The organism is Chitinimonas sp. BJYL2 (assembly GCF_027257935.1).
Taxonomy (GTDB): domain Bacteria; phylum Pseudomonadota; class Gammaproteobacteria; order Burkholderiales; family Chitinimonadaceae; genus Chitinimonas.
The window spans coordinates 215,106-239,300 of sequence record NZ_JANZKW010000002.1; the positions used below are offsets into that span (position 1 = coordinate 215,106).

Sequence of the window (24,195 nt, forward strand, 5' to 3'; positions counted from 1 at the left end):
CGCCACTGGGCGGCGTCAGGCGGCTTCGCGCATTTGCAGTGCGGCTTCGATATCAACCGCGACCACGCGGCTGACACCTTGTTCCTGCATGGTAATCCCGATTAGCTGATCTGCCATTTCCATGGTGATCTTGTTGTGACTGATATAGAGGAACTGGGTCTTCTCGGCCATGCGTTTGACCATTTCGCAGAAACGACCCGTATTGGCGTCGTCCAGTGGCGCATCCACTTCATCCAGCAAACAGAACGGTGCCGGATTGAGCTGGAACAGTGCGAACACCAGACTTAGCGCAGTGAGCGCCTTTTCGCCACCGGAAAGCAGATGGATGGTGGCGTTTTTCTTGCCCGGCGGTTGCGCCATGATCTGAATACCGGCATCGAGTATCTCCTCGCCGGTGAGGATCAGCTCGGCGTGGCCACCGCCGAACAACAGCGGGAACAACGACTGCAGGTTACCGTTCACCGTATCGAAGGTGCTTTGCAGCATCGCACGGGTTTCACGGTCGATACGGCGGATGGCGCTTTCCAGTGTTTCCATCGCCTCGGTGAGATCGGCCGCCTGCGCGTCAAGGTAATCCTTGCGCTCACGGGCCGCATTCAGCTCATCCAGCGCGGCGAGGTTCACATTACCCAAGGCGGTAATGCCCTGCGCCAAACGAGCGATCTCGCTGGTAAGCGTGCTGACTTTGAGACCGTCGCCAATCAGCGGCAACAATGCCGCCACATCGGCCTGCGCCTCATCGAGTTCCTGGGTAAAGCGCTCTTCAGCGAGCCGCGCTTCCTGTTCCTTGAGGCGCAACTCCCCCAGCCTGTCGCGGAGCGGATCGAAGCCTTGCTCAACCTGCTGCTTCTCCAGCTCTTTTTCCTTGAGCGCGTTGGTCGCGGCGTTAGCCGCGTCGCGTGCCAGTGCCAGCGCCCGCTCCTTCTCCGCCCGATGGTTCACGGCATCCTGGAAGCCGACATCGAACTCGCCTTCATCGATGCCTTCCAGATCAAAACTGGCCTCTTCGAGTCGCAACCGCGCCTCGTCGATCTGTTGTTTGAGATCGTTGCTGCGCCGGGTGAATTCGGCCAGCCGAGCCTCTGCAGCCTGCACGGCAAAGCCGGCTTCCTGGGCCTGCCGTTCGGCTTGCCGCAAACGGCTACGCTGCACATCCAGCGCAGATTCGGTATCCACCTTGGCGTGACGAGCAGTCTCGACCCGCACTTCCAGGCCAGGCAAGGCGGCCGCGGCTTCATCGGACTCCAGCGTCAGCTGTTCCAGCTCCAGCGCCACTTCGCTGGCTTCGGCAGTCAGCTCATCGAGTTCGGCATCCAATGCTTGCCGGCGTGACTGCGCCTGATCGAAAGCCTGAGTCAGCCGCGCCAGTTCCACCTGCTTCTCGCCCCGCTGCTGACGCAAGGCATCCAGCTTGGTACGGGCGTGGCGCAACTCGGCATGTAGCTCGCCTTGCCGCTGTTCTGCCGCATGCAGGGCCGTGGTGGCGGTTTCCAGTGCCACCGTACAGTCGCCCAGACGCAGGTCGATCTCTTCAAGCTCACGCTCCCGCTGGAGCACGCCGGCCAAGGCATTGTCTGGCGCATAGTAGTGAATGGCATGGCGGCTGACGGCATGGCCGGAGCGGGCAATCATCAATTCGCCGGGTTGGAGTGAGGCCTGCTGGGCGAGCAGGTCGGCGTCGTTGTTGACGCACAGTATGTTGGCGAGCCAATCCGTGATCGCAGCCTGTACTTGCGGGTTATCGGAGGTCACCAGCCCGGATGCGGCGCTTACACCGGGCCCACGGGCGGAGGCACCAGGACGGGGCGCCGGCGCCAAGGCACCGTCGATCAGGCTGATCCGCCCCGGCGCCGCATCCAGTTTGCCGAGCTCACCCGCCAGCACTGCATTCATGCGCTCGCGCAGGATGGCTTCCATGGCGGTTTCCCAGCCGCTTTCAATGCGGATCTGGCGGAACAGCCGCGGCGCATTCTGCAAGCCATGCTTGGCCAGCCAAGCGTCCACGGCTTTGTCTGAACCTGCCTGTGCCTGCAGCTTGCTCAATGCGTCCTGGCGGGCAGAGAGTTCGGCCCGTTCGGCACGCAATTGCTCGACTTCATGACGGCGCGCTGTGCGCTCGGCCTCGGCCGCGTGCAGATTGGCATCCAGCGTTTCCAGGCGGGTTTGCGCGTCTTCCAGCGTCATCCCCAGCTCTTCAAGCGCCATCCGCTTGTCATCCAGCGCGCTGGTGTCTGCCTTGGGCAGGCTGTTGCGCTCGCTTTCCAACCTTTCCCGGCGCTGCTGAAGCTGGCTCAGGCTTCGCTCCAGGTGCTGGCGCTGCTGTTCAGCGAGCTGCCGGGTCTGACGGGCATGCGAGAAGGCCAACTGGGCCTCACTGAGTGCTGACTCGGCGGCCCGGAAAGCCTCATCCAGCAATGGCAGCGCAGCTTGCTCCTCCATCAACGCGGCTTGGGCGTCTTCAAGCGCCAGACCGGCCTCCTCCCTGCGCAGCGCCCAGTCGCCCTGTTCGGCACCCAATGCCTCGCTGCTGCGCCCTAGCTCATCCAGCCGCTGGCGCGCCTGGGCTTGTTGCTGGGTCAGGCGCTGCCGCGTCTCGCGCAGGTGGAGCAACTTCTGCTCCATGCGTGCCACGGTGGCGGTGGCGTCGGCAAGGTGGGTTTGGGCCAGGTTGGCGGCGTCGGTGGCGTCGTAATGGGTTTCACGCAGGTGTTCGATCTGCGCTTCAATGTCGCGCAGACGTCCCGTCTGCGATTCCAGCGAGGTCTGCGCGGCAGCCAGCTCGGCGCGGCATTTGGCGGCGTCGCGCTCAGCATCGAGTTTGCGTTGCAGTGCCAGCAGATTCTGGCGCTCGGTGAGACGGGCGCGCATCTCGTTGTACTGCGCGGCCACGGCAGCTTGGGCATCCAGTTTTTCAAGCTGGCCAACCAGTTCCTGACGGATATCGTCCACGCGAGCGAGATTCTCACGCGTATCGGCGATCCGGCTCTCGGTTTCCTTGCGGCGCTCTTTGTATTTGGAGACCCCGGCGGCCTCTTCGAGAAACGCCCGCAACTCCTCGGGGCGGGCTTCAATGATGCGGCTGATCATACCCTGCTCGATCACCGCGTACCCGCGCGTACCCACACCAGTACCAAGGAACAGATCGGCAATATCCTTGCGGCGACATTGCAGATTGTTGATGTAGTAAGACGATTCCCCCTGCCGGGTCAGCATACGCTTGATGCTGATCTCGCCGTATTGCGACCAGGCACCGGCAGCACGGCCTTCGCTATTGTCGAATACCAGCTCCACTGCGGCGCGGCTTACCGGCTTGCGCGTGTTGGAGCCGTTGAAAATCACATCCTGCATCGATTCGCCGCGCAACTGCTTGGCCGATGACTCACCCAGCACCCAGCGTACCGCGTCAATCACATTGGACTTGCCGCAGCCATTGGGGCCGCAGACAGCCACCAGCTGGCCCGGCACGGGAATCGCGGTGGGATCACAGAAGCTCTTGAAGCCGGCAAGTTTGACGTGGGTAAGGCGCACGGGATAACCAGGAAGACAGGTCGGCGGATTGTAATCAATTCAGCGCATATCACGCGCATGCCGTGGCAAACGATAAGGTCTGCACGGCAACACGTCGCATTCCCTTGCGGCCAAACCGGCAAAAATGGCGATAACCACAAAATATATGGTGGATAAAACCGGTTTTGCCTTGATTCCTGAAGCGAATCAGTCGATAGCTTTCTTATAAGCGACGCTGTCGCACCTGGAGTCAGAAGCAATGGCGCGGAAGACGCGAACCTTGCAAACGGTGTGGTTCAACCCGGTTTATCTGGCCGTGTTACTCACGGTGGCACCGCACGCCGCCACGCTGGGTGAACTGCAGCTTCGCTCACGTCTGGGTCAGGCGCTGGATGCGCGGGTCATAATCCAGGCACAGTCAGAAGCAATGCCGCGTCCGGACTGCATCAGCACCACACTTTACGATGGCGGCGAGGATGGGGTGCCGCGGCGTACGGCAATCGAGCTGAACCCCGACAAGACGGGTAGCGCTACGCTGATGATCTACAGCGAAGGCGCGCTGCTGGAGCCGATCTCCCGACTGACCGTGCGTTTGCGCTGCCACGGTGCCGAAGTCCGGCGCGACTACACCTTCCTGCTGGACCCACCCGACAGCGGCCAGCTCACCCAGGCTCTGGTGCCATCAGTAGGGACGGCGATCAGCCTCCCACAATCGGCGATTCCGGCACCTCCCCTTGAAGCCAAGGGCCCCGCTTCAGTGCCGGCCAACAGCCTGCTGGGCATGGCACGCCAACACTACCCCGGTCAGCCCGACGCCCGCCGGCACTTCATCCGCAGCGCCCGCGCACTGAATCCCAATTTACCAGCGGATAGCGCGGCGCCGCTACCGGATGGTTACCCATTCAAGGCGCCCCCGCCCCTGATCGCCCGTGCCGATCCGCTGGGTGAGGCCAAAGGCAATTGGGCCGTCCAGCCGGGTGATTCGCTGTATAGCATTGTCCGCAACCTCTACCCGGATCAACCCGCCCGCAAAAAGGCATTGGTGGCTGCCCTGCGCCGTTTGAACCCCGGCCTGCCGCGAGATGGCGAAAAAGCCCTGCCTGCAGGCATGCTGCTGTTGTTGCCGGCTACGCTGGATATAACCAGTAGCGCATCTCCTCCCGTGACGCCACCAACCCGAACCGAGCCAGCGACCGTCGCACCGACCGCTGACAAACTCGAAATATCACGCACCGCAGTAACGCAGGCGGCGCCGAGTACGGACTCGACCGAAGCGGCACTCAATGAGCGCGAACAGGCGCTGCTTGATCAGGCGAGCGAGCAACAAGCCAAACTGCTGGAAGCGCAGAACCGCATCGAAAAACTCGAAAAGCGGCTGAGCTGGCTAAGCAGTGCGATAGACGAGCGCGACGCTGCACAAAAGCAGGTCGTGCGGCAGGCCAAACCGGCCTGGCAGGAACTCGGCATTGCGGTGCTGGGCGCCTCGTTGTTCACCGCGGCGATCATGGCTTGGCTGGGCCGGCGCGGCCGACGCCGCGGCAGCACCGAGGCAGACCGTCTGGCTGCGGCGTTTACCGTTCCGCACCGCGACCCGTTCGGGGATGAATACGCGACCTCAAGTCTGCAGGTTGATACGGTAAGCCGTGCACCCCAACCCACCGAGGACAATGGCTTGGAGGGCGAACCGGCACCTTCGCCAACACGGCCGCACACGTCGGCGAGTTCACCGCAGGCCGATAATATGGATGTGTTTGAACTTAACAGCGCCGCCAGCGAAGCGGCGGTACTTGCTGCCTATGGTCAGGTAGACCGGGCCATTGCCTTGCTGGAGTCTGAAATCGAGCGCATGCCCACCAGTGTGATCAACTGGATGCAGCTGCTGGAGATTCTGTACAACCACCGCGAAACGGATCGCTTCCTGCTGGTCGCTACCGATTTCCACCAGCGCTTTGCCAGCGAATCCATGTGGGACAAAGTGCGACGCATGGGGTTGGAGTTGGCGCCAAAGGCACCGGTCTTTGCCACTCCCCCCGCGAACATGCCGTTTGATGGCTTGGGTGAATCGCCCGCTGAAGCAGCTGCACCGGCACCGCGCGCTCCCTCACCGCAACCACTGGTGTTCGAACTGGATCGTTCACCCACGGCCATTGGGGAGCCGGAGAATATCGATGCCATCAGGCTACCGCACGACGTCGACTTTGAAATCGGCACGGTGGAAGTCCCGCCACTGAGCGAGCTGGAGTACGCCAGACAACTGATCCGGCGCGGCGAGAGGGAGGCCGGTGCGGCGATACTGGAGCGTATCCTCATGGAAGGCAGCCAGGACGAAAAGCTCGCCGCTGCAGACCTGCTGGTACGCCTGACTTCACCAACCTGAGTTAGCGGATGCGCTATACCGGCGCGGTATCGGCATCCTGCTTCTCTGCCTCGCTCTGCTGCAGTGCCCACATGCGTGCATAACTGCCTTGCGCCGCCAGTAGCTCGCGATGACTTCCGCGCTCCACCACCCTGCCCGCCTCCAGTACCAGAATCTCGTCGGCATCCACAATGGTGGAGAGCCGATGCGCGATCACCAGCGTGGTACGGTTCGCGGATATGGCGGCGAGTTCAGCCTGAATGGCCCGCTCGGTGCGGGAGTCCAGTGCCGAGGTAGCCTCGTCGAAGATCAGGATGGGCGGGTTCTTGAGGATGGTGCGGGCAATGGCAACACGCTGTTTCTCGCCGCCGGAGAGCTTGAGTCCGCGCTCACCCACTGTGGTCTCCCAGCCATCGGGCAGGCGCTCGATAAAGTCGAGAATATGCGCCGAGCGTGCGGCTTCGATGATCTCTTCACGGCTCGCCCCTGGGCGACCATAGGCAATGTTGTAGTAGATGCTGTCGTTGAACAGCACCGTGTCCTGAGGAACGATACCGATATGGGCACGCAGGCTGGCCTGGGCCAGCTGGCGCACATCATGGCCATTGATACGGATGGCACCGCTGCTCACATCATAAAAACGGAACAGCAGCCTTGAGAGCGTGCTTTTGCCCGCGCCCGAACTGCCCACTACAGCGACGGTCTTGCCGGCAGGTATGGTGAAATCCACGCCCTGCAGGATTTGCCGCTTGGCGTCGTAACCAAAATCCACGGCGGCAAATTCAACCGTGGCGGCGCTGGTCTGCAGGGTCTGGGCGTCGGGCGCATCCTGCACTTCGGCGTGCTCGTGGAGCAGGCCGAACATTTTTTCCATGTCGGTAAGTGCCTGCTTGATCTCGCGGTAGGCCATACCCAGAAAGTTCAGCGGGGTATAGAGCTGGATCAGGAAGGCGTTCACGGCCACCAGATCGCCCAGGGTCATGGTGCCCTTGACCACACCATCAGCCGCCAGCCAGACCAGACCGGTCACGCCAATGGCAATGATGCCGCTCTGGCCGCTGTTGAGCAGGCCGATCGATACCTCGTTCTTGACCGCAGCATCCTCCCAGCGCAACAGCGCCTCGTTGTAGCGGCGTGCTTCATAGGGTTCATTACCGAAGTATTTGACCGTCTCGTAATTGAGCAGTGAATCCACCGCACGCACATTGGCGCGCGAATCCAGATCATTCATGGCTCGCCGGGTCTTGGTTCGCCAGTCGGTGACCAGAATCGTGAACGCCGTGTAAGCACCGATGGTGCCCAGCGTCACCACGGCAAAGCGCCAGTCATAAAGCGTGACCAGAATCACCGTCACCAAGGTGATTTCAAGAATGGTGGGCAGGATGTTGAACAGCATGAAACTCAGCAGCGAACCAATGCCGCGGGTACCGCGCTCGATATCCCGGGTCATGCCCCCGGTTTGCCGGTTCAGATGAAAACGCAGGCTCAGGCGATGCAGGTGCTCGAAGGTCTCCAGCGCCACCTGCCGGATCGCCCCTTGGGCTACCTTGGCAAACACGGCGTCGCGCAGTTCACCGAATGCTGTGGATGCCAGTCGTAACAGGCCGTAGCCCACGATCATCGCCACGGGTACCGCCAACAACGCATTGCCCTGCGCTGTAAGGTGATCCACGATGCCCTTGAGCAGCAAGGGTACGGACACGTTGGCAAACTTTGCTGCAGCAAGGCAGGCTAAGGCCGCAAGGACGCGCCATTTGTAGCGGTACAGGTACGGGGCGAGTGTTTTCAGCGTCTGCCAGTCACCCCGCGGAGCGGACTTGGCGGATAGTTCGGGGAGCATGGAGGTCATCAGGCGGGTTCTGGCTGGGCGGGTATCCCGCTATGATGATGACAGACTCACAGAAAACAAGCCCTACGCTTATGGAATGGTTGCTACTCGAAGCCGGCATTGCCGGCCTGCTGCTCGTCTTCATCGTCTGGTGGACCTTGCCCAAGAAGGATCGCAAGCGTGACCGGGACGATCAACCCTAGGTATTCATCTTCATGGCTCACCCATTGCGCCAGCGTGCGCCCCTGTGGTTTCGCATCGGCGGCCTGCTTGCGCTAGTGATTGCCTTTGTGGTGGCCTTGCTCACCTTCCTGAACTACGCGAACTTCCGCAAAACCGTGCAGGAACTGCATCAGGCGCGCTATCTGGCGCTTGGCAAGGATTTGCGGCAGAGCGTGGAGGCGGGCTTGTCGCTGGGGCTGTTGCCCGACCAGAACGCCCGATTACCCGCGCTGTTTGCCGAAACACGCAAAAGCTGGCCAGCCGTGAGCTATGTCGGGGTGATCGACCCGGCAGGCAAAACGCTGGCCGTGGCCGGTCAGGCGAGAGAGGGAGAACTCACCGCTTGGGCCGACCGTATCGATAACCACGCCGCGGATGCGAGTTGGTACTGGCAGGCGGGTAGCCAGTCTGCGGTGGGCTTGAGTCTCACCGACAACTATGGTGGCAAGGCGGGTGCGATCGTGATTGCTTACGATGATCGCGATATCACCGCTCTCGGTAACACCATGCTCTGGACACTGCTCTGGCGCGCGCTGGGCGTCATGCTCGCCGCTGCCGCGCTTGCCTGGCTGGGTGCCTGGTGGCTGACCCGGCAGCTCGCAGCCGAATTGGACGATGCCGAGGCCGTTCTGGCGGGCGCCAGCCTCCCGCCCGACACCCGCCAGCTGGTCGCGGAAACTCAGCATTTTGTGGCTGCCATTGATAATGCACAGGCACAGATAGGCGGTGCGCGATGACGACCCATCTGCTGCAAAGGCGTCTGGCCATATTGGCAACGGCGTTGCTGATTGCGGCAGCGCTGGCCGTTACCTTGTTATCGGTGCGGCCGTTTGCCGGGGCCATCGAGCCGGAAATGGCCAAGACCGTATCGGTGGTTGGCGATAGCGTGCTGCGCCTTATCGAACGTGCAGATACCCTGGGCATGCCCTTGGATAAACTGACGGGCGTTGAGGCGCTGCTGGATGAGGTTCGCCGCGACAACCCGGATTTGCGTTATCTGGCCGTGGTTGGCCAAGATGGCCAGGTGCTGTATGCCAGCGGCGGGATTCAGGACGACGCGCTCAAGGCCCACTGGCGTCACCAGATGGACGGCAGTGCCACCGTTGGCCAATGGCTGGATACGGCCTTGCCGATCAGCAGCCGTCAGGGCGTCATCGGCAGCTTGCATGTGGGTCAGGCGGCGGCAACCGTGGAAGCCCAGCTTCACGAGCTGATGTTTGATCTGGTCACCGTGCTGCTGGTGGCGGGGCTCACGGCACTGGAGCTGCTGCGTTTTGTGATGGCCGCCATGGTTGGCGCTCCCATCGCCGCGTTGAACCTGAGTTGGCAGGCCGCGCGCAAAGGTGACTTCTCCCATTATCTGCCCACGGATTACTTCGGCGGCATTGGCCGACTCAACCATGCCAGCAATGCCCTGATCGCCAAGCTTAATACCAGCGCCAGCCGCTTGCGCGCCTCGGCACAAGCGCAGTTTGCCGAGGCAAGCCGAGGTCTGCAGCTGCATGAAGACGGCGAGCGGCCCACCCTGTTCTCCGGGGCCGTTGATTTTGTACGCTGGCCCTTCTTCCTGCTGATTTTTTCCGACTCGCTGTCGCTGAGTTTCTTTCCGATGTTTGTGGAGGGCTTCTACTCGCCCGCCTACGGCCTCTCCAAACAGCTCGCGCTGGGTCTGCCGATCTCGCTGTTCATGTTTGCCTGGGCCATGGCCATGCCTTGGGCAGGCCTATGGTGTGACAGGCTGGGTTATCGACGTGCTTTTGCCATCGGGGCCGGGATCACCACGGTGGGCCTGCTGCTGACGGCGGCCTCTCAGACACTGATAGATCTGGTTCTGTGGCGATCATTGACCGCCGTGGGTTACGGCCTGGTATTCGTGACCGCGCAGACGTATATCTCCAACCACACGCCGGCCGAGAAGCGGACCAAGGGCATGGCGATGTTTCTCGCCACATTCTTCGCCGGTTCGCTATCTGGCGCTGCCATCGGCGGGATCCTTGCCGAGCGTGTCGGATTCCGGCCGACGTTCATGTTGTCGGCGCTGCTGAGTCTGGCAGCAGCCATCTTCGTCATGCGTTTTCTGGCGCGCAAACGCCTCAGTGGCACGGTGCGCAAGTCCCTGCGCTGGCGTGATATCCGCCTCTTGCTCAAGCACAAACCCTTTGTGGTGATCACCGTCCTGGCAGCGATTCCTTCGAAGATCGCGCTGACCGGATTCCTGTACTACACCGCGCCGCTATACCTCAAGGCCTTGGGTAACAGTCAGTCTGCCGTGGGCCGGGTGATGATGGCCTATGGCCTGGCCATCATTGCCTTCTCGCCGCTAGTCGCACAAATGGCCGACAGACTCGGCAAGCATCGCTGGTTTGTCAGTCTGGGGGGCTTTGCAGCATCGGGTGCGATGTTTGTGATTTACCTGGACGCCGGCACCATGGGTGTCTCGGTCGCCATCCTGTTGCTGGGTTTGGCCCATGCGATCGGCGTATCGCCGCAGCTCGCATTAGTGACCGACTATTGCCAGGATGCCGTGGCCGAGGTGGGGCAAGCCACGGCCACAGGTATCTTCCGGCTGATTGAACGACTGGGCAATGTACTGGGGCCCTTGATTGCGGCGGTATTGATCGGGGCCTTTGGTTTCAAGGGGGCCTTCTATGGCATGGGCGTGCTGATCCTGATCGCCGCCACCTTGTTCACGCTGGTGATCTGGCGTATCGGCAGCCAGCCAGACATCGCCAAGGAGGCAACATGAACCGCCGCAATTGCCTGCATGCCGGTGTGGCGCTGGGTCTCGCGCCATGGCTGAATGCGGCAACCACGCCGACACGGCGCGTGATGCTGCTGCTTTACCGCGGCGTCACGCCCGCGGAGCGTGGCTTCATGGACTACTTGAAACGGCAGATGCCGGTCGAATTCATCGTGCGAGATGCCGCCGGAGACAAGGCAAAACTCGCCGACCTGGTCGCTGAAGCGCGTACCCTGCGCCCCGATCTGATTTACGCATTCGGCACTACCGTCACGATTGCCACGGTTGGTACCTATACGGAGCGCGATCCGGCAAGGCATATCAGCGATATTCCCGTCGTGTTCAATATCGTGGCGGACCCCGTCGGTGCGGGTCTGGCGCCGGATACGAAATCCAGCCTGCGCAACCTCACCGGAGTGAGCCATCTGGCACCCCCAACCGTGCAATGGCAGGCCATGCGTCGCTACGGTAGGGTGAGCCGGCTCGGGCTGATCTACAGCCCCAATGAAAAGAATGCCGTGCTTGCCGCAGCGCGTCTGGCCCAGGCGGCCAAGGCGGACGGGGTATCGGTCCATGCCGAGGCCATCGAGACCGATACCGCGGGCAAACCGGACGAAGCCGGACTGAGCGCTACGCTGGCGCGTGTGCTCAAGCAAGCTCCCGACTGGTTGTACCTGCCCTCCGACTCCTTCCTGATCGCTCACGCCGCCGAAGTCGTCAGCCGGGCGACCGAAGCCGGTGTGGCCACCTTTGCCGCCACCGAGGAGCCCGTGCGCCAGGGCGGTGCCCTGGCCGGGCTCGTCAGCCCCTACTATGCCGCAGGCCAGTTCGCCGGTCTCAAGGCCGCGCAGATCCTCCAAGGCACAAAAACAGCGGCCGATCTGCCGCTGGATACCCTTGCCCGTTTTACCTATTTGATGAACATGACAACCGCGCGGCAGCTCGGGCGCTTCCCCCCTATCGGCATGCTGCGCTATGCCGAGGTCGTGGGTGCATGAGCCCGATCATGCTTGAAGAGCACACTTGAAAGAAAACGCCCCGGAATACGGGGCGTTTTCTTGGGTAGTGCGGGCGTGAGGGCGTAAGGTCAGCGCATGTGCTTGCGCAGAAATTCGTTCTGCTCAGAGAGATCACGCGCCAGCTGCACCGCAATCATGAACTGTAATTGGTGACAGATCGGCGGGGCGGAATCGAACAGTGTCTTGAAGGCATCCTGCGTCAGCGCAGCGATCTTGACCTTGCCATGGGCTACGCAGGTGGCCGCGGCGGGCATGTCATCCACCAGTGAAAGTAATCCGAAGATTTCACCCTCACGCAGGTCGCGTACATCGTATTCGGTCTGATTAGGCTGATCGCGGCGAATAACTCCGACCGAGCCTTCCAGAATAATGAACATGGCACCGCCTATCCCGCCCTGATGAATGAAGACAAAGCCATCGGGACAGTCCTCGATCTGCAAGGCGCTGATCAAGGCATTGGTGTGCGAATCGGTATATGACTCAAAAGCGGGCAGGTTGCGCAGGAATGTCTTGATATCCATCTCACGCTCCCGACATGCGACCAATGGCCGCGGCAGATACCCGCAAGCGCGAAGCCAGCAGTTCGATCAGGTTGGAGAGCAAGGCATTGGCGATGTGGTCGTTATCGCGAATCAGGTTATCGAAATCCTGGTAATGCAATTTCAGCGCCTTGCAGGGTGTCAAGGTCGTCACTGTGGCGCTCCCGAGCATGCTGCCTGACAACACGGATACCTCACCCAACCACTGCCCCGGCGACGCCGTGCCCAGCGAAATGCTGCGGGTGTCTTCCTCAAGCGTGACGGCCAGCTTGCCCTCGATGATCAGATAGAGCGACTCGACCGGCATGCGATCGCGGAACAACTTGCGATCTGCTGCTAATTCAACCGGCTTGCACGCGGCCAGCAGGGAATCCACATGCTGTGGTCCCAACTGCGCGGCCAGCGCCGGAAAGGCGCGTTGGAAAGCTTCTCGCATGGACTGCCCCGAACGTAAGGGATGAGTTAAAGCCGCCTGCGACGGCCGATGGGTGACAAAGATTGGTGAAGATATAGCCCTCAGGACGCCGCAATACCAGCAAGGTGGTACTTTTTGGGCTAAACCATCAGGTGGATCGCGACACTTGTCACGACTGTCACCCAGAAGAATGATGAAAACCCTGACCCGTTTCCTGCACCCGACGACATGGCCGATCGCGTTCAAGCTCGCTGTACTGCTGTTATTGAGCAGCACACTGCCGATGCTGGCGTCCACTTCCTATACCCTGCGTGGCAGCCTGGAGAGCATGGAAACCGCCGAGCTGAAGAATCTTCAGCAACTGGCCGCCAGTCTGGCCGCGCGGTTGGATCAATACATACTCGATAGCCAGCACTTTCTGGTTTACATGGCCAGCAATGCGGCGGTCACCCGTCTGGTGGCCGACCCTTCACCAGCCAACCGCACCGCGGTAGAGGTGGAGCTCGGCAAGATTGTCGCCGCCAACAACAATATCGAGCTGATGCATGTGCTGGATGCTGATGGCGTCGTCATCGCGGCGAGCCGCGCGCAGTTCTTCGGCCTAGATTTCCGGTTTAGGGATTATTACACCCAGGTCATCAAAGGCGGCCTCTACATCTCGGACATCGAGGTCGGTGTCGTCACCCGCATGCCCGGCGTGTTCTTCTCGGCACCCATTTACCGGCCAGATGGTGCAATCGGCGGCGTAGCCGTGATGAAAATCCGCGGCGAGACCGTGACCGGCATACTCGATGCCGTTCGTTCCAGCAGCAATCGCTACGCGTTTCTCGTCAATCGGGATGGTGTGCTGGTTCACCACCCGGACGCCAAGTTGCTGTACCGCAGCCTTGACAAGCTCCCCGAGGAAGTCGAGCACCGTATCCTGCGTGAACGCCAATTCATGCTGGAGCGCATCGAAAGTCTGAACCTGCGTGATCTGAACGCTGCGCTTACCCAGGCTCGTCAGCCAGGCAACATCGTTTACCGGTCACCGATTACCGATCAACTCGAAATTGCCGGCTACGCCCCGGCCCGCCACCGCTGGATTGTGGGGGTGAATGAGCCCAAGGAAGTGTTCACCGCGCCATTGCGGGATCTCTCACGCCATGTGGGTTACGGTGTGCTCGGCATGGTGGCACTCAGCGTGTTGGCGGCTGCCGTCCTCTCGCGCCTGCTGCTGCGTCCTGTTCGCAGTCTGGCCGGGGCAGCCATGGCCATGCGTGCCGGGGATTACCCGAACGCGACTGCCACCGCCTACTGGCAAGACGAGATGGGTGCCTTGGCCAACACCTTCAACGATATGGTCAAGAGCGTGCAGGAGCGTGAGCGAGAGCGCGATATCTTTGGTCGTGTGGTCTCGCCGGAAGTCCGGGAAAAACTGCTATCGGGCGAAGTGAAACTGGGTGGGGAGAGCCTCAAGGTAACCGTGTTGTTCTCGGATATTCGGGATTTCTCGACGCTCTCAGAACAAATGACACCGGAGCAGGTGGTGGCCTTCCTCAACGAATACCTCTCGGAGATGGCAGAGGCAGTCAAACCTTGGGGTGGCTACATCAACAACTTCATTGGCGATGCCATTGTGGTGATCTTTGGCGCCCCGATTGCTGCGCCAGGCAGAGAATGGGCGGCTGTCGCCGCAGCCTTCGACATGCGTGACCGACTGAGCAAACTGAATGATCGCCGTGAGCAGCGCGGCGAAATCCGGCTAGAAAGCGGTATCGGCATCAGCACGGGTGAGGTGATCGCCGGGCAGGTTGGATCGATGGACCGGTTCCTCTATACGGTGATCGGCGACGCGGTCAATGTCGCCGCGCGACTGGAGGCACTCACCAAGAACGTAGAGCGCGACATCCTGATCAATCCGAATACCTTTGAGGGCATACGGAGCCGGCCCGAAGTGCGTGTCGAAGGCATGGGCAAACACCAGCTCAAAGGGCGGCGTGAAGAAATGGATGTTTACGCAGTGTCGCGCGCGAGTTGAAAACGACCATGAGCGACTTTATGCCAGAGCAGGCTGCCAGCTTGCTCACTTATCATGCAGCCAACCCAGAACAAGCCTGATCCCATGCCCCAACGCCGCCCCGCCTCGCTTCGCCCAGAGTTCTGCAGCCTTGTATTCTTTGCCAGCATGACCGTGCTGGCAGCGGACATTGCCAGCCTGCCCACCCCGGGTAGCGTGGAGCAATCGTTGCGGCGACCCGAGCCGGCACCGCGGCAACCGGCAGAAGTGCTGTTCCGTCGCGATGATGGCGGCACGGATCACGACCCCAACGCGCGGCGTTTCCGTGTCAATGGCTTTGATTTCCACGGCAACAAGGTATTCACCGATTTCCGCCTCAAGCGCGCGGTAGAGCGCTTTCTAGACCGAGAACTCAATCTCCATGATCTCGGTCGCGCGGCTGATGCCGTCAGCGATTTCTACCAGCGTCAAGGCTACCCACTCGCGCGTGCGCTGGTGCCGGCGCAGCGCGTCAACGACGGCCTCGTCCGTATCGATATTGTCGAAGGTACGCTGGGTGAAGTTCGCGTTGCCGGTAACAGCCGTTATGGCACTGCACTGATCAAGGAGTTCGGTGGCAGCCTCGCAATCGGCGCGCCCATCGGACAGGCCGCGCTCGAATCCAAGCTCCTGCTGCTCAACGATCAGCCAGGCCTGCGTGCCAGAGCCACCTTGCTGCCAGGCGAGCAGTACGGCAGCAGCGATCTGCTGGTACAGGTCGAGGAAAAAACGTTTGCGCTTGATGTGGCGCTCACCAATGCCGCGCGCGAGGATATAGGCCAGAACCGCCTGGATCTGAACTTCAGCCTCAACAATCCGCTCGGCGTTGGCGATCAGCTACTGGTGCGCAGCATCGTGTCCGAGCACCAGCTGCTGCGTTACGGCAAGCTGACCTACAGCTTGCCAATGAGCATGCGTGGCGACCGCCTCAGCCTGAGCCATTCGCGCGTCCGATACGATGTGGGCGGCAGACTTGCGCCGCTGGAGCTGGCCGGCGAAGTCAAAGCCAGCGAACTGGCCTACACCTGGCCCTACCTGCGCTCGCGCGAGCGGGATCGCAGTTTCAGCCTTGGCTACAACTATCGCGAACTGCGCCAGGACGCGCTTGGCGTCACCCTGTCGCGCAAATACCTCGCGCTGGCCAATGCAACCTGGCGCGAGCGCTGGTTCGATTCGGACGGCACGGCCTGGAACTGGCGTCTGACTGCGTCGAGCAACGGTCGTCGCTACATTCCAGCCCGGCCCGCGGTGGTTTCTACGCCTACCAATCCGGCCGAAGCACCCGTCGTCATCACGCCGGAAATCCCGGCTCGCCAGAATGCAGAGCGCCTGCGACTCGATGCCGGCTTTGATGCCACCGCGGCGCTCGACAAGAACTGGGACGTGATGCTCAAAGGCCAATGGGTACACAGCCGGCAAACCCTGCCAGATAGCGACAAGTTCGATATCGGTGGCCCCGACAGCGTACGCGCCTACCGACCATCTGAAATGCGTGGCGACAGTGGCGAAGCGCTCACCCTCGAAGCCCGCCGCCGCCTCAATGTGCTGGGCCGTGCAGCTCAGGCCAGCGTATTCGTGGACTATGGCCGGGTCGTCTACAAGCAAGCGGGCTTTCGCAATGGCCGAGGGGAAATTGCCGGCGCAGGTGTCGGACTGACGGTGTACCCCACCCGCAACAGCGCGATTAAAGTGGAATACGCCCACGCAGCCATGAACAACTACAAGGCGGACGACGGCAAGAAAGGTCGTCTCTGGTTCAATATGAGTGCGAGTTTCTGAGCCATGAAGGCATGCTCCCTGCCCTGCCGCCCTACCCTGATCGCACTGGCGATTGCCAGCGCTCTGTCCACCCATGCCCAGCTCCCGACCAACCCGACCGTTGTGGCAGGATCGGCAAGCGTCAGTGAAGACGGCTCCACGGTGCATCAGGTCAGCGACAAGGCCATCATCAACTGGGGCAGCTTCAGCGTTGGCGCCAATGATCTGTTGCGCTTTCTGCAGCCCAACAGCCAGGCCGTCATCCTCAACCGCGTCATCGGCACCGAACCCAGCCAGATACTGGGGCAGATGCAGGCTAACGGCCGCGTGTTCGTGGTCAATGGCAATGGCGTGTTCTTCGGAGCTGGCGCCCGCGTCGACGTAGGCGGACTGGTCGCCACCACGCTCGATATCCGCAACGAGGACTTTCTGGCCGGCCGTTATCGTTTTGATGGCCAGGGCAACACGGCGGCCGTCATCAACCAGGGCAGCCTGCGTGCTGCCGACCGTGGCTTTGTCGTACTGGCGGGTGATCGCGTCAGCAATAGCGGTCTGATTCAGGCCCGGCTGGGCTCGGTGCTGCTGGCATCGGGCCAGGCATTGCAACTCGATCTCGGCGGCGACGGCCTGATCAGCTACGCACTGAGCGAGGCCGCCATCGGCGCGATGGCTGGGGCCGCCAATGATGGCCGCCTGATTGCCGACGGTGGCCGTATCGTCATGGCCGCCAACACGGCGCGCGCATTGGCATCCTCGGCGGTCAACCAGCAAGGTCTGGTCCAGGCGCAGGGCATCGCCGATCGCGGTGGCAGCGTGGAGCTGGTGGCTGTCGGTGGCGATATCACGGTCAAGGGCACCCTCGATGTCAGCGGTGCCCAAGCCGGTTCGGTGCGTATCGAGTCGGACGCCACCACGCTGCTCGGTGGTCAGATTCTGGCCGGCAGCAGCTTGGCCGAGGGCGGTGACATTGCTGCGACAGGAAAACGACTGGCCGTTACCAGCACCGCCCTGATTGACGCCAGCGGCCAGCAAGGCGGCGGCACCGTACTGCTTGGTGGCGATTGGCAAGGTCAGGGTGATCTGCGCAATGCGCAGCGTACCGCGGTGCTCGACGGCGCCCGTATCAAGGCCGACGCGCTCGACAGCGGCAATGGCGGCAAGGTGGTTGTCTGGGCAGATGCGGACACCCGCTTCGCTGGCACCATTTCGGCCCGTGGCGGCAGCCAGGCCGGCAATGGCGGCAAAGTGGAGGTCTCGGGCAAGGACAGGCTGGCCTTCAGTGGCGGAGTGGATACCCTTGCACCCCAGGGTGAAACCGGCATGTTGCTGCTCGATCCGGGCAGCCTCAGCATCACTAGTGGTGCTGCGGTTGCGGGTGACCAAGCCGGCAATGTCGCGGACAACCAACTGTTTGCCTCCGACCCCGATACCACACCGAACACGCTGGCGGAGCAGACGCTGGAAGGCCTGGCCAGCAATGCCAATGTGGTGGTCGAGGCCAGCGGCCTGATCCGCGTCGAGAATCTAGGCGACAACACACTGGCCATGAAGCAGACCGGCGCCGGCAGTTTCACCCTTCGCTCGACCCAGAGCGGCGGCATCACCTTTGACGACTTGAACGACCAGATCACGACCGCGGGTGGCACGATCAACATCGAAGCCAAGGGTTCGGGGTCATTGACTCTGGGCGGGCTCAATTCATCCGGCGGCAACATCAACCTGCTCGCAGCCGGTGGCGCGACGCTGGGCGGCAACATCAACGCGGGCGGCGGTACGGTGACGCTGGACATGGGCAATGGCCTCTCGCAAACGAGTGGCAAAACGCTGACAGCCAGCAGTCTGCTGTTCAAGGGTAGCGGCACCTACTCGATGCAGAACGCCGCTAATGCCGTGACCACCATCGCAGCCAGCCTCAACGGTGGCTCGATCAACTTCAACAATAACGGCAACCTCACGGTCGGCAGCGTGGGCGGCGTCAACGGCATAACGACCAATGGCGGCTTCACCTATCTGTATACCAATAGCGGCATCACGTTGAACCAGGCTGTCAACGTAGGCAACAACCATTTCTATGCCCGTGGCAGCAACGGCGGGGTGAATCAGGCTGCCGGTGCGCCGGTTACCGCCAACGGTTTTGTGGTTGAAGGTAAAGGCACGTTCAACCTGACAGCCGCCGATAACAATTTCAGCATTTTTGCCGCCGCCCTCGACGGTGCACTGAACCTGGTCGAGAAGAATGGCTTCGCTGTCGGCAATATGTGGGGCAGCTGGAAAGGCATCGGCACCAATGGCTACAGTGCCACCATCACGGTTGGTGCGCCCACGGCAACGCCTGACAACAAGAAAACCATCGGTGACGCGGCCAACCCCGCGGCACTGCGTATTGACGAGAATATCAATGTCGGTGCTGCACGGCTGACGATCAATCTGGATTCCGGTGGTGTGCTGCAGCGCAATGAGGCCAATGTCGAGGCCGGTGCAATCACTGCAGGTGAGTTGCTGGTCAAGGACACGGCCAATGCAGGCAAGGTCAATACGGTAAGCCTGTCGAATGGCTTCAATCGTGTTGATACACTGGCAGCGTCACTCAATGGCTCCTACTTCTTTACCGGCGCTGGTCGCGCTGGCTCCACGCTGTCGGTAGGCAGCATTGCCGGTGTCAATGGCATCAAGACCACCTCCAACACCATCATCGAACCCGCCGACAACACCGTCACGCCCGCCAAACCGGCGTCGTACAACCCGAACAATGTGTCGCTCTCGATCGGTGGCAATCTCAATATCAACCAGGACATCACCCTTACCGGCACACGGGTAGTCAACGGTGCAAACCAGACCGTGTACGCCGGCAGCGCCACTATCGGTATCGGCGGCGATTTCCTTGGGCAGACCACCGGTAGCGCCATGATCCGCGCCAATGCACTGGGCGCAGTCGCTGACAAGGGCAAGGGCACCATCAAGTTCAATACCTATGTCGAAACCCTGGTGGCGGGTGGCGGCAAGGACATGGTCATCAACAACAGCAGCTACACCGGCTTGCTGGCGGCAGCCGCCATTGGCGCGGTCAACGACGCCATCAATGAAACCATCCCGGCGCCACCCAGCTCATCGGGCGGCACATCCGGTGGGAGTGGTGGTGCGCCGTCGTCTGGTGGTGGCGGCGGTGGCAGCAGCGGCGGCACGGCGGCCACCACTGTCAGCGTCGATGCATTCAACAACCCGGTCGGCAACTTCTACCTCACTACCGGCGATGATCTCAGGGTGGTCAAACTCAACAGCGAAGGCGACAACCTGCTGCTGCGCTCCAACAACCTGACCATCCTGCTCGATGCGGCCACCAAGAACGGTGCCCGTATCCTGCTCCAACCCTACAACCTCAACCGCAAGATCAATGTACGGGCTGACAATGCCGCCAGCCCCTATCAGTCGGGCGTAACGACAGACACCACGTACACCTGGGAAGACCTGCTCAAGTTCACCAACCCGACGGCAACCTTTCACTTCGGCTCACTGCCGAACGTCATTTCCAACCAAGCGCTGGCAGCCGAAACCATGGGTGTATACAGCGCTGATATCCGCATAGGCGAAGGCGGCGCCAAAGATCTGGGCTATCGCAGCATTTCAGCGCAAACGGGCAGCCAGATCCAGGTCGATGCGGTTGGCCCACTGTACAACCTGCGCTTGCTAGCACCCAACCTCGTGGTCAGCCATTTCAGCACCTTCGGGGACATGATTCATTTCATCTCCGACACCCTGACCCTGAATGGCGGGAGCGGCCAATACACTCACGCCGACAACGTCAACGTGTTGCTGCGCAATGTTGGCGACCAGACCATCTGGGTGGGAACACGCCCAGCCAGCGCCGCCTATGGCAACGAAACCGAATACTCCGAAGCCTTGCTCAAGAAGTTCAACAGCAAGGCCACGATCATCATCAGTGGCACGCCCGACTACCCCTTTGGCAGTTCCCCCGCCAAGTACAGCCCGGTTTATACCGATATCCATGTTGCCCATGGCGCCGCTTTTGATCTGGGTACTCGTACCCTCAAGCTGGGCACACCCGAAGACATCGTGGTGCATAACACCCCGCCCAACATCAATACCAAGAGTTCCAGCGGCACACTGGGTGCCACCTGGCGGGGTTGCAACGACGGAGTCGCCGGCTGTGGTGCCACGAATCCTCCCTTGGAAACCGATCCCGGCGATACGGATTCCACACCCGGCGGCGGCGGTGGCGGTGGTGGGAACACAACGCCGACAGGCCCGACTGCCGGGCCCGGCACAGGTACGGGCACGACCACGTCGAATGCAGACAACACGGACAAAACGACAAATACCAACACCGGCACAGGTGGAACAGGCACGAGTGGTGGTAATGACCCCACCGACAATGACACGACAAACAACACCAATACCGGGAATAACGGCACAGGGGACAACAACAATAGCTCGACCAACAACAACTCGAACAACAGCAACAACAACAGTTCGAGCAGTAATGGCGGCAACGGGAACAACAATGGCGGCAATAACAACAATAACAGCAACACCGGCAATGGCAGCGGCGGTACAGGCAACGGCAATGGCGGCGTAAACGACAGCGATAACGACGACACGGCAGGTGCCGGTGCGGGTTCGGGCGGATCCGGCAACGGATCGGACATGGACCTCGATGGCGACGGTAGCAATGGCGCAAGTGGCAGCGGGTCCGGTAACGACAACGACGGCGCGGGCAGCAGCGGCAGCCAGGGCGGCAATAACGGCAACGGAGATGGTGACGGCAGCGGTGGTTCAGGCACGGGCTCCGGTGATGACGGCAGCGGCGATGGTGAAGGCGCTGGCAGTGGTGGTTCCGGTTCGGGCAGCGGCGATGACGATGGCGGGGCCAATGGTTCCGGAGCCGGAGGATCTGGCGGCGGATCGGGTGACGATGGTGATGGGGCCGACGGCGCTGGTACAGGCGGCAGCGACGCGGGTGACGGCGCCGATGACGGAAGCGGCGCCGATGGTGCCAATGGTGGCGGCTCCGACGGCGGTGGCGACGACGATGGCGCCGGTGCGGGCTCCGGTGGGTCGGGCAGTAATGGCGACGGCGACAACGGCGATGGCAACGGTGGTTCGGGCGCCGGTAGCGGCGACGGCGGTGATGGTGACGGTGCCGGTTCTGGTGGCAGTGACGGTAACGGCGATGGCGACGGATCAGGTGCCAACGGTGGTAACAGCAACGGCAACGACGATGGTGATGGCAGCGGTTCGAGTGGATCGGGCGGCAAGGATGCAGAGGGTGATGGTGCCGATGGTGCCGGTTCTGACGGCAAGAATCAGGACGAAGGTGGCGATGGCGCTCAAGGCAGTGGTTCGGGCAAGGATGGCGACGACGATGGCGCAGGCGCTGGATCGGGTGGCTCTGACAGCGACGATGACGGTAACGGTGGCGCAGGCAGTGGCGGCTCAGGCAAAGACGGCGGCGAGGATGACGGTGGCGCCGGTTCGGGCGGCAGTGCCCAAAAGGGTGGCGATGGTAGCGCCAATGGCGGCAAGGATGGCAGCGGCGAGAACGGTGGTGGCAATGGTGACGGCAACGACGAATCGGCCGACTCTACCTCGCTGGCCGGCGGCGACAGTGGCATCCCGTGTACTGAAATGCCTCTGAACAAGAAGGCCATTGATGACAAAAAGGCCGGAGAAATTGACCTGAGCGGCGGTAAGGGCCTGGTCAAGCTCAAGGGCGAAGGGGTCAATGTCAGGCAGGACTGCCAGCGCAAGACCGGCAAGGAGAGCGGTGCAGCCATCAAGACAGCCGGGCGCTGATCCAAGCGGGCACGTCGCCAGACCGGCTGCCGGTCTGGCGCGTCTTGAACGGCTTTACGATGTAAACGACAGCCACCCGTCTCGCGCACCGGCATGCTGATCAAGGCCGGTACTCGGCGGCTCTGACGGTGGTAGCAGGGATAATGCGGCCAGGTAGAGGCGGTGTAGCCGATAACAACCGGACAGACAATCAAGCCCAGTGCAGTAGGAGAGGCTCGATACCCTCCCCCGCTCTTACGGGCTATTCGCGATAGATCGGCAGATCAGTCGGTGGCGGGCCGGGTTGCTCAGGCATGATCGGCCCGTACCAAAGCGTCGTCGCGTAGATCAACACCAGTATTGCCACCACCATCAGTACCAGCATCCGCAATAGCAAGCTGGCAGATGTCGGCTGAGGACCGTAGGCGTTCGCTTCCCGTTTGCCCGGCCATAACCAGAACAACAGGTTCACGTAAGGGACAAACACCACCAAGGCAACCCACCCGGACAAGCCCATATCGTGCACACGTTCAATGGACCAGAAAAGGATGGCACCCATCAGGGGCACGAACAGAACGGCCGAGAACAGTTGCAAGGTACGTTCCGCTACCACGGGCGAGACACCCGACAGGGTGAGTAACAATCCGGTTAGGGACAGCAGCGCCGAATAGACCACCACAAGACCCAATACGATACTGATGTATCGCACCCTGCCGATACGGCCGCTAGGCCAGGGAATTCGCCGCTTTGCCGGTTTGATGGCCTCTGCCGGCACCGGCGCGGATACGTTCAGTTCGTCCTGCATCAGCGCCAGACGCCCGAGCTTCCGGTGGCTACGCCGGGGTCCTGGAATGGAGACTGCATACGGATGATCGCCTCGGACTCAATCGGCAAATAGTACTCGGTGGCAGACGGTCTATCCGTGCAAGGCCGAGTGGTGGAGCCCTGCCCATAGCTGGCCAGCATGCCGGGTGCCGTGGTCGCAACGGGCATTGAAGCGCCAGGCGGATCGACGGCCAGGTTGTAGATCAGCTTATTGATGATGGGCACGAATAAACGGTAACAGATCCGCACATGGATCTTCAGCAGGTTGGCATCCTGAACGCTGACTCCACCCTTTGCGCCGGTGTCGCGATACATCAGATTGTCATTGGGAATTTCCGAGCCACTCTCCGAGTCTGCCTTGTGCGCACCGAAGCCGGCCTGAGTTGGATTCAGGATGGTGATCTTCGCCAGCTTGGGATCATCCAGCAGCTCGTGCGCCTGAACTCTGGCACGTTTGAGCATCGCCATATTCTGCGTACCCAGACTATGCGCATACAGCGGCGACAAGCCTGCTTCAAGACCGTCCTTGATGGCACTCATGCTGCCATTACGTAGCGCGCCCTCGCGCACTCCCACGGCTGCCGCGTAGTTCAACGTGAGTTTGGCCTGGTAAACAAAGCCCATCTGTATAGCCCCCAACGCTAGCAACAGCAGGATGGGCAAGGCATAGAGGAACTCAGCCATGGCCTGACCATGCTGGCGAAAGGGGCTCATGGTTTGGCAGCGTCCTTGGCCGCTGGTGCTTTTGCAGACTGGGCTTGTTGCAGCAAATCGATCATCGCTGCGGTCTTGGCGCGCAGGGTGTCGTCCTCTCCCGCGGTGGCATGCGCTTGTGTCAAAGCTGCCTGAGCCTGACGCAGGCGTACCACAGCCAGATTGTGCCAGGCGCGGCTATCGGCCGGGTTGAGCATCAGGCTGCGCTGATAGGCTTCGGTAGCCTGCTCCGGTCGGTCGGAGCGTGCATACAGGTTTGCCAGCCGGAACCAGGTTTCTGCGTCATTGGGCGCGGTACGCAACAAGGCCTGCAGCAGCTTCTCCGAACGCACATCGTCGCCGTCCTGATAAGCCGCTTCTGCATCGCGATGCAAAGCGTAAGCATCGCCAGCAGGCTGCCCCGGCACCGCACACCCGCTAAGGCCAGGCAGGACTACCGCGCAT

General features: G+C 61.5%; 14 protein-coding genes. 7 read left to right on the forward strand and 7 right to left on the reverse strand.

Translation table 11 applies throughout. The features are described from left to right. Positions 1–15 precede the first annotated feature (15 nt). A complete protein-coding gene (gene smc, locus O9X62_RS06660; RefSeq protein WP_269532017.1) occupies positions 16–3,528 on the reverse strand; it encodes a chromosome segregation protein SMC in 3,513 nt (1,170 codons plus the stop codon). A 238-nt stretch (positions 3,529–3,766) separates the two neighbouring features. Between smc and O9X62_RS06665 the strand changes: the two genes are divergently transcribed. Continuing rightward, positions 3,767–5,884, forward strand: coding sequence for a FimV family protein (locus tag O9X62_RS06665; protein ID WP_269532018.1), 2,118 nt, complete (start codon positions 3,767–3,769; stop codon positions 5,882–5,884). A 13-nt stretch (positions 5,885–5,897) separates the two neighbouring features. Here O9X62_RS06665 and O9X62_RS06670 read toward each other — a convergent pair whose 3' ends face one another. Then, positions 5,898–7,712, reverse strand: coding sequence for an ABC transporter ATP-binding protein/permease (locus O9X62_RS06670; RefSeq protein ID WP_269532019.1), 1,815 nt, complete (start codon positions 7,710–7,712; stop codon positions 5,898–5,900). A gap of 194 nt (positions 7,713–7,906) precedes the next feature. On the opposite strand from O9X62_RS06670, the gene O9X62_RS06675 reads away from it, so the two are divergent. From O9X62_RS06675 to O9X62_RS06685, 3 genes are read left to right on the forward strand one after another with little or no spacing between them, the layout of a single operon-like run. Beyond that, positions 7,907–8,650, forward strand: coding sequence for a hypothetical protein (locus O9X62_RS06675; RefSeq protein WP_269532020.1), 744 nt, complete (start codon positions 7,907–7,909; stop codon positions 8,648–8,650). After that, on the forward strand, positions 8,647–10,659 hold the full coding sequence (locus tag O9X62_RS06680; protein ID WP_269532021.1) for an MFS transporter: 2,013 nt from the start codon (positions 8,647–8,649) through the stop codon (positions 10,657–10,659). Before O9X62_RS06675 ends, O9X62_RS06680 begins: the two co-directional genes overlap by 4 nt. Beyond that, positions 10,656–11,651, forward strand: coding sequence for an ABC transporter substrate-binding protein (locus O9X62_RS06685; protein ID WP_269532022.1), 996 nt, complete (start codon positions 10,656–10,658; stop codon positions 11,649–11,651). The genes O9X62_RS06680 and O9X62_RS06685 overlap by 4 nt, the downstream gene beginning before the upstream one ends. A gap of 89 nt (positions 11,652–11,740) precedes the next feature. Here the strand turns inward: O9X62_RS06685 and O9X62_RS06690 are convergent, their stop codons facing one another. Both O9X62_RS06690 and O9X62_RS06695 read right to left on the reverse strand, forming a co-directional pair. Next, the gene (locus tag O9X62_RS06690; RefSeq protein WP_269532023.1) at positions 11,741–12,193 is read right to left on the reverse strand and encodes a Crp/Fnr family transcriptional regulator; all 453 of its coding nucleotides are present in this window, start codon (positions 12,191–12,193) and stop codon (positions 11,741–11,743) included. A gap of 1 nt (position 12,194) precedes the next feature. Further along, complete coding sequence (locus O9X62_RS06695) at positions 12,195–12,647, reverse strand: cyclic nucleotide-binding domain-containing protein (protein WP_269532024.1); 453 nt, start codon at positions 12,645–12,647, stop codon at positions 12,195–12,197. Between the two features lie 172 nt (positions 12,648–12,819). Here O9X62_RS06695 and O9X62_RS06700 point away from each other — a divergent pair, with 172 nt between their 5' ends. The 3 genes from O9X62_RS06700 (at position 12,820) to O9X62_RS06710 (ending at position 22,233) form a co-directional block, all read left to right on the forward strand. Further along, positions 12,820–14,646 carry an adenylate/guanylate cyclase domain-containing protein gene (locus tag O9X62_RS06700; protein ID WP_269532025.1) on the forward strand — a complete coding sequence of 609 codons (1,827 nt, stop codon included), beginning with the start codon at positions 12,820–12,822 and terminating at the stop codon, positions 14,644–14,646. Between the two features lie 84 nt (positions 14,647–14,730). Beyond that, positions 14,731–16,443: a ShlB/FhaC/HecB family hemolysin secretion/activation protein gene (locus O9X62_RS06705; protein WP_269532026.1), complete on the forward strand. Its 1,713-nt coding sequence runs from the start codon at positions 14,731–14,733 to the stop codon at positions 16,441–16,443. A 3-nt stretch (positions 16,444–16,446) separates the two neighbouring features. Beyond that, positions 16,447–22,233, forward strand: coding sequence for a filamentous hemagglutinin N-terminal domain-containing protein (locus O9X62_RS06710; protein WP_269532027.1), 5,787 nt, complete (start codon positions 16,447–16,449; stop codon positions 22,231–22,233). A 241-nt stretch (positions 22,234–22,474) separates the two neighbouring features. Here O9X62_RS06710 and O9X62_RS06715 read toward each other — a convergent pair whose 3' ends face one another. The 3 genes from O9X62_RS06715 to O9X62_RS06725 are packed head-to-tail and all read right to left on the reverse strand — an operon-like array spanning position 22,475 to position 24,125. After that, entirely contained in the window at positions 22,475–23,017 is a 543-nt protein-coding gene (locus O9X62_RS06715) for a DUF805 domain-containing protein (protein ID WP_269532028.1), read from the reverse strand. Then, a complete protein-coding gene (locus O9X62_RS06720) occupies positions 23,017–23,751 on the reverse strand; it encodes a TadE/TadG family type IV pilus assembly protein (protein ID WP_269532029.1) in 735 nt (244 codons plus the stop codon). The genes O9X62_RS06715 and O9X62_RS06720 overlap by 1 nt, the downstream gene beginning before the upstream one ends. Next, positions 23,748–24,125 (reverse strand): tetratricopeptide repeat protein, encoded by a 378-nt coding sequence (locus O9X62_RS06725; RefSeq protein WP_269532030.1) that lies wholly within the window; start codon positions 24,123–24,125, stop codon positions 23,748–23,750. The genes O9X62_RS06720 and O9X62_RS06725 overlap by 4 nt, the downstream gene beginning before the upstream one ends. Positions 24,126–24,195: the final 70 nt, after the last annotated feature.

Coding starts and splice junctions, on each gene's coding strand:
- O9X62_RS06700 (WP_269532025.1), top strand. CDS start 12,820: ATGAAAACCCTGACCCGTTTCCTGCACCCGACGACATGGCCGATCGCG.
- O9X62_RS06715 (WP_269532028.1), bottom strand. CDS start 23,017: ATGCAGGACGAACTGAACGTATCCGCGCCGGTGCCGGCAGAGGCCATC.
- O9X62_RS06685 (WP_269532022.1), top strand. CDS start 10,656: ATGAACCGCCGCAATTGCCTGCATGCCGGTGTGGCGCTGGGTCTCGCG.
- O9X62_RS06670 (WP_269532019.1), bottom strand. CDS start 7,712: ATGACCTCCATGCTCCCCGAACTATCCGCCAAGTCCGCTCCGCGGGGT.
- O9X62_RS06720 (WP_269532029.1), bottom strand. CDS start 23,751: ATGAGCCCCTTTCGCCAGCATGGTCAGGCCATGGCTGAGTTCCTCTAT.
- O9X62_RS06675 (WP_269532020.1), top strand. CDS start 7,907: ATGGCTCACCCATTGCGCCAGCGTGCGCCCCTGTGGTTTCGCATCGGC.
- O9X62_RS06690 (WP_269532023.1), bottom strand. CDS start 12,193: ATGGATATCAAGACATTCCTGCGCAACCTGCCCGCTTTTGAGTCATAT.
- O9X62_RS06695 (WP_269532024.1), bottom strand. CDS start 12,647: ATGCGAGAAGCTTTCCAACGCGCCTTTCCGGCGCTGGCCGCGCAGTTG.
- O9X62_RS06680 (WP_269532021.1), top strand. CDS start 8,647: ATGACGACCCATCTGCTGCAAAGGCGTCTGGCCATATTGGCAACGGCG.
- O9X62_RS06710 (WP_269532027.1), top strand. CDS start 16,447: ATGAAGGCATGCTCCCTGCCCTGCCGCCCTACCCTGATCGCACTGGCG.
- O9X62_RS06665 (WP_269532018.1), top strand. CDS start 3,767: ATGGCGCGGAAGACGCGAACCTTGCAAACGGTGTGGTTCAACCCGGTT.
- O9X62_RS06705 (WP_269532026.1), top strand. CDS start 14,731: ATGCCCCAACGCCGCCCCGCCTCGCTTCGCCCAGAGTTCTGCAGCCTT.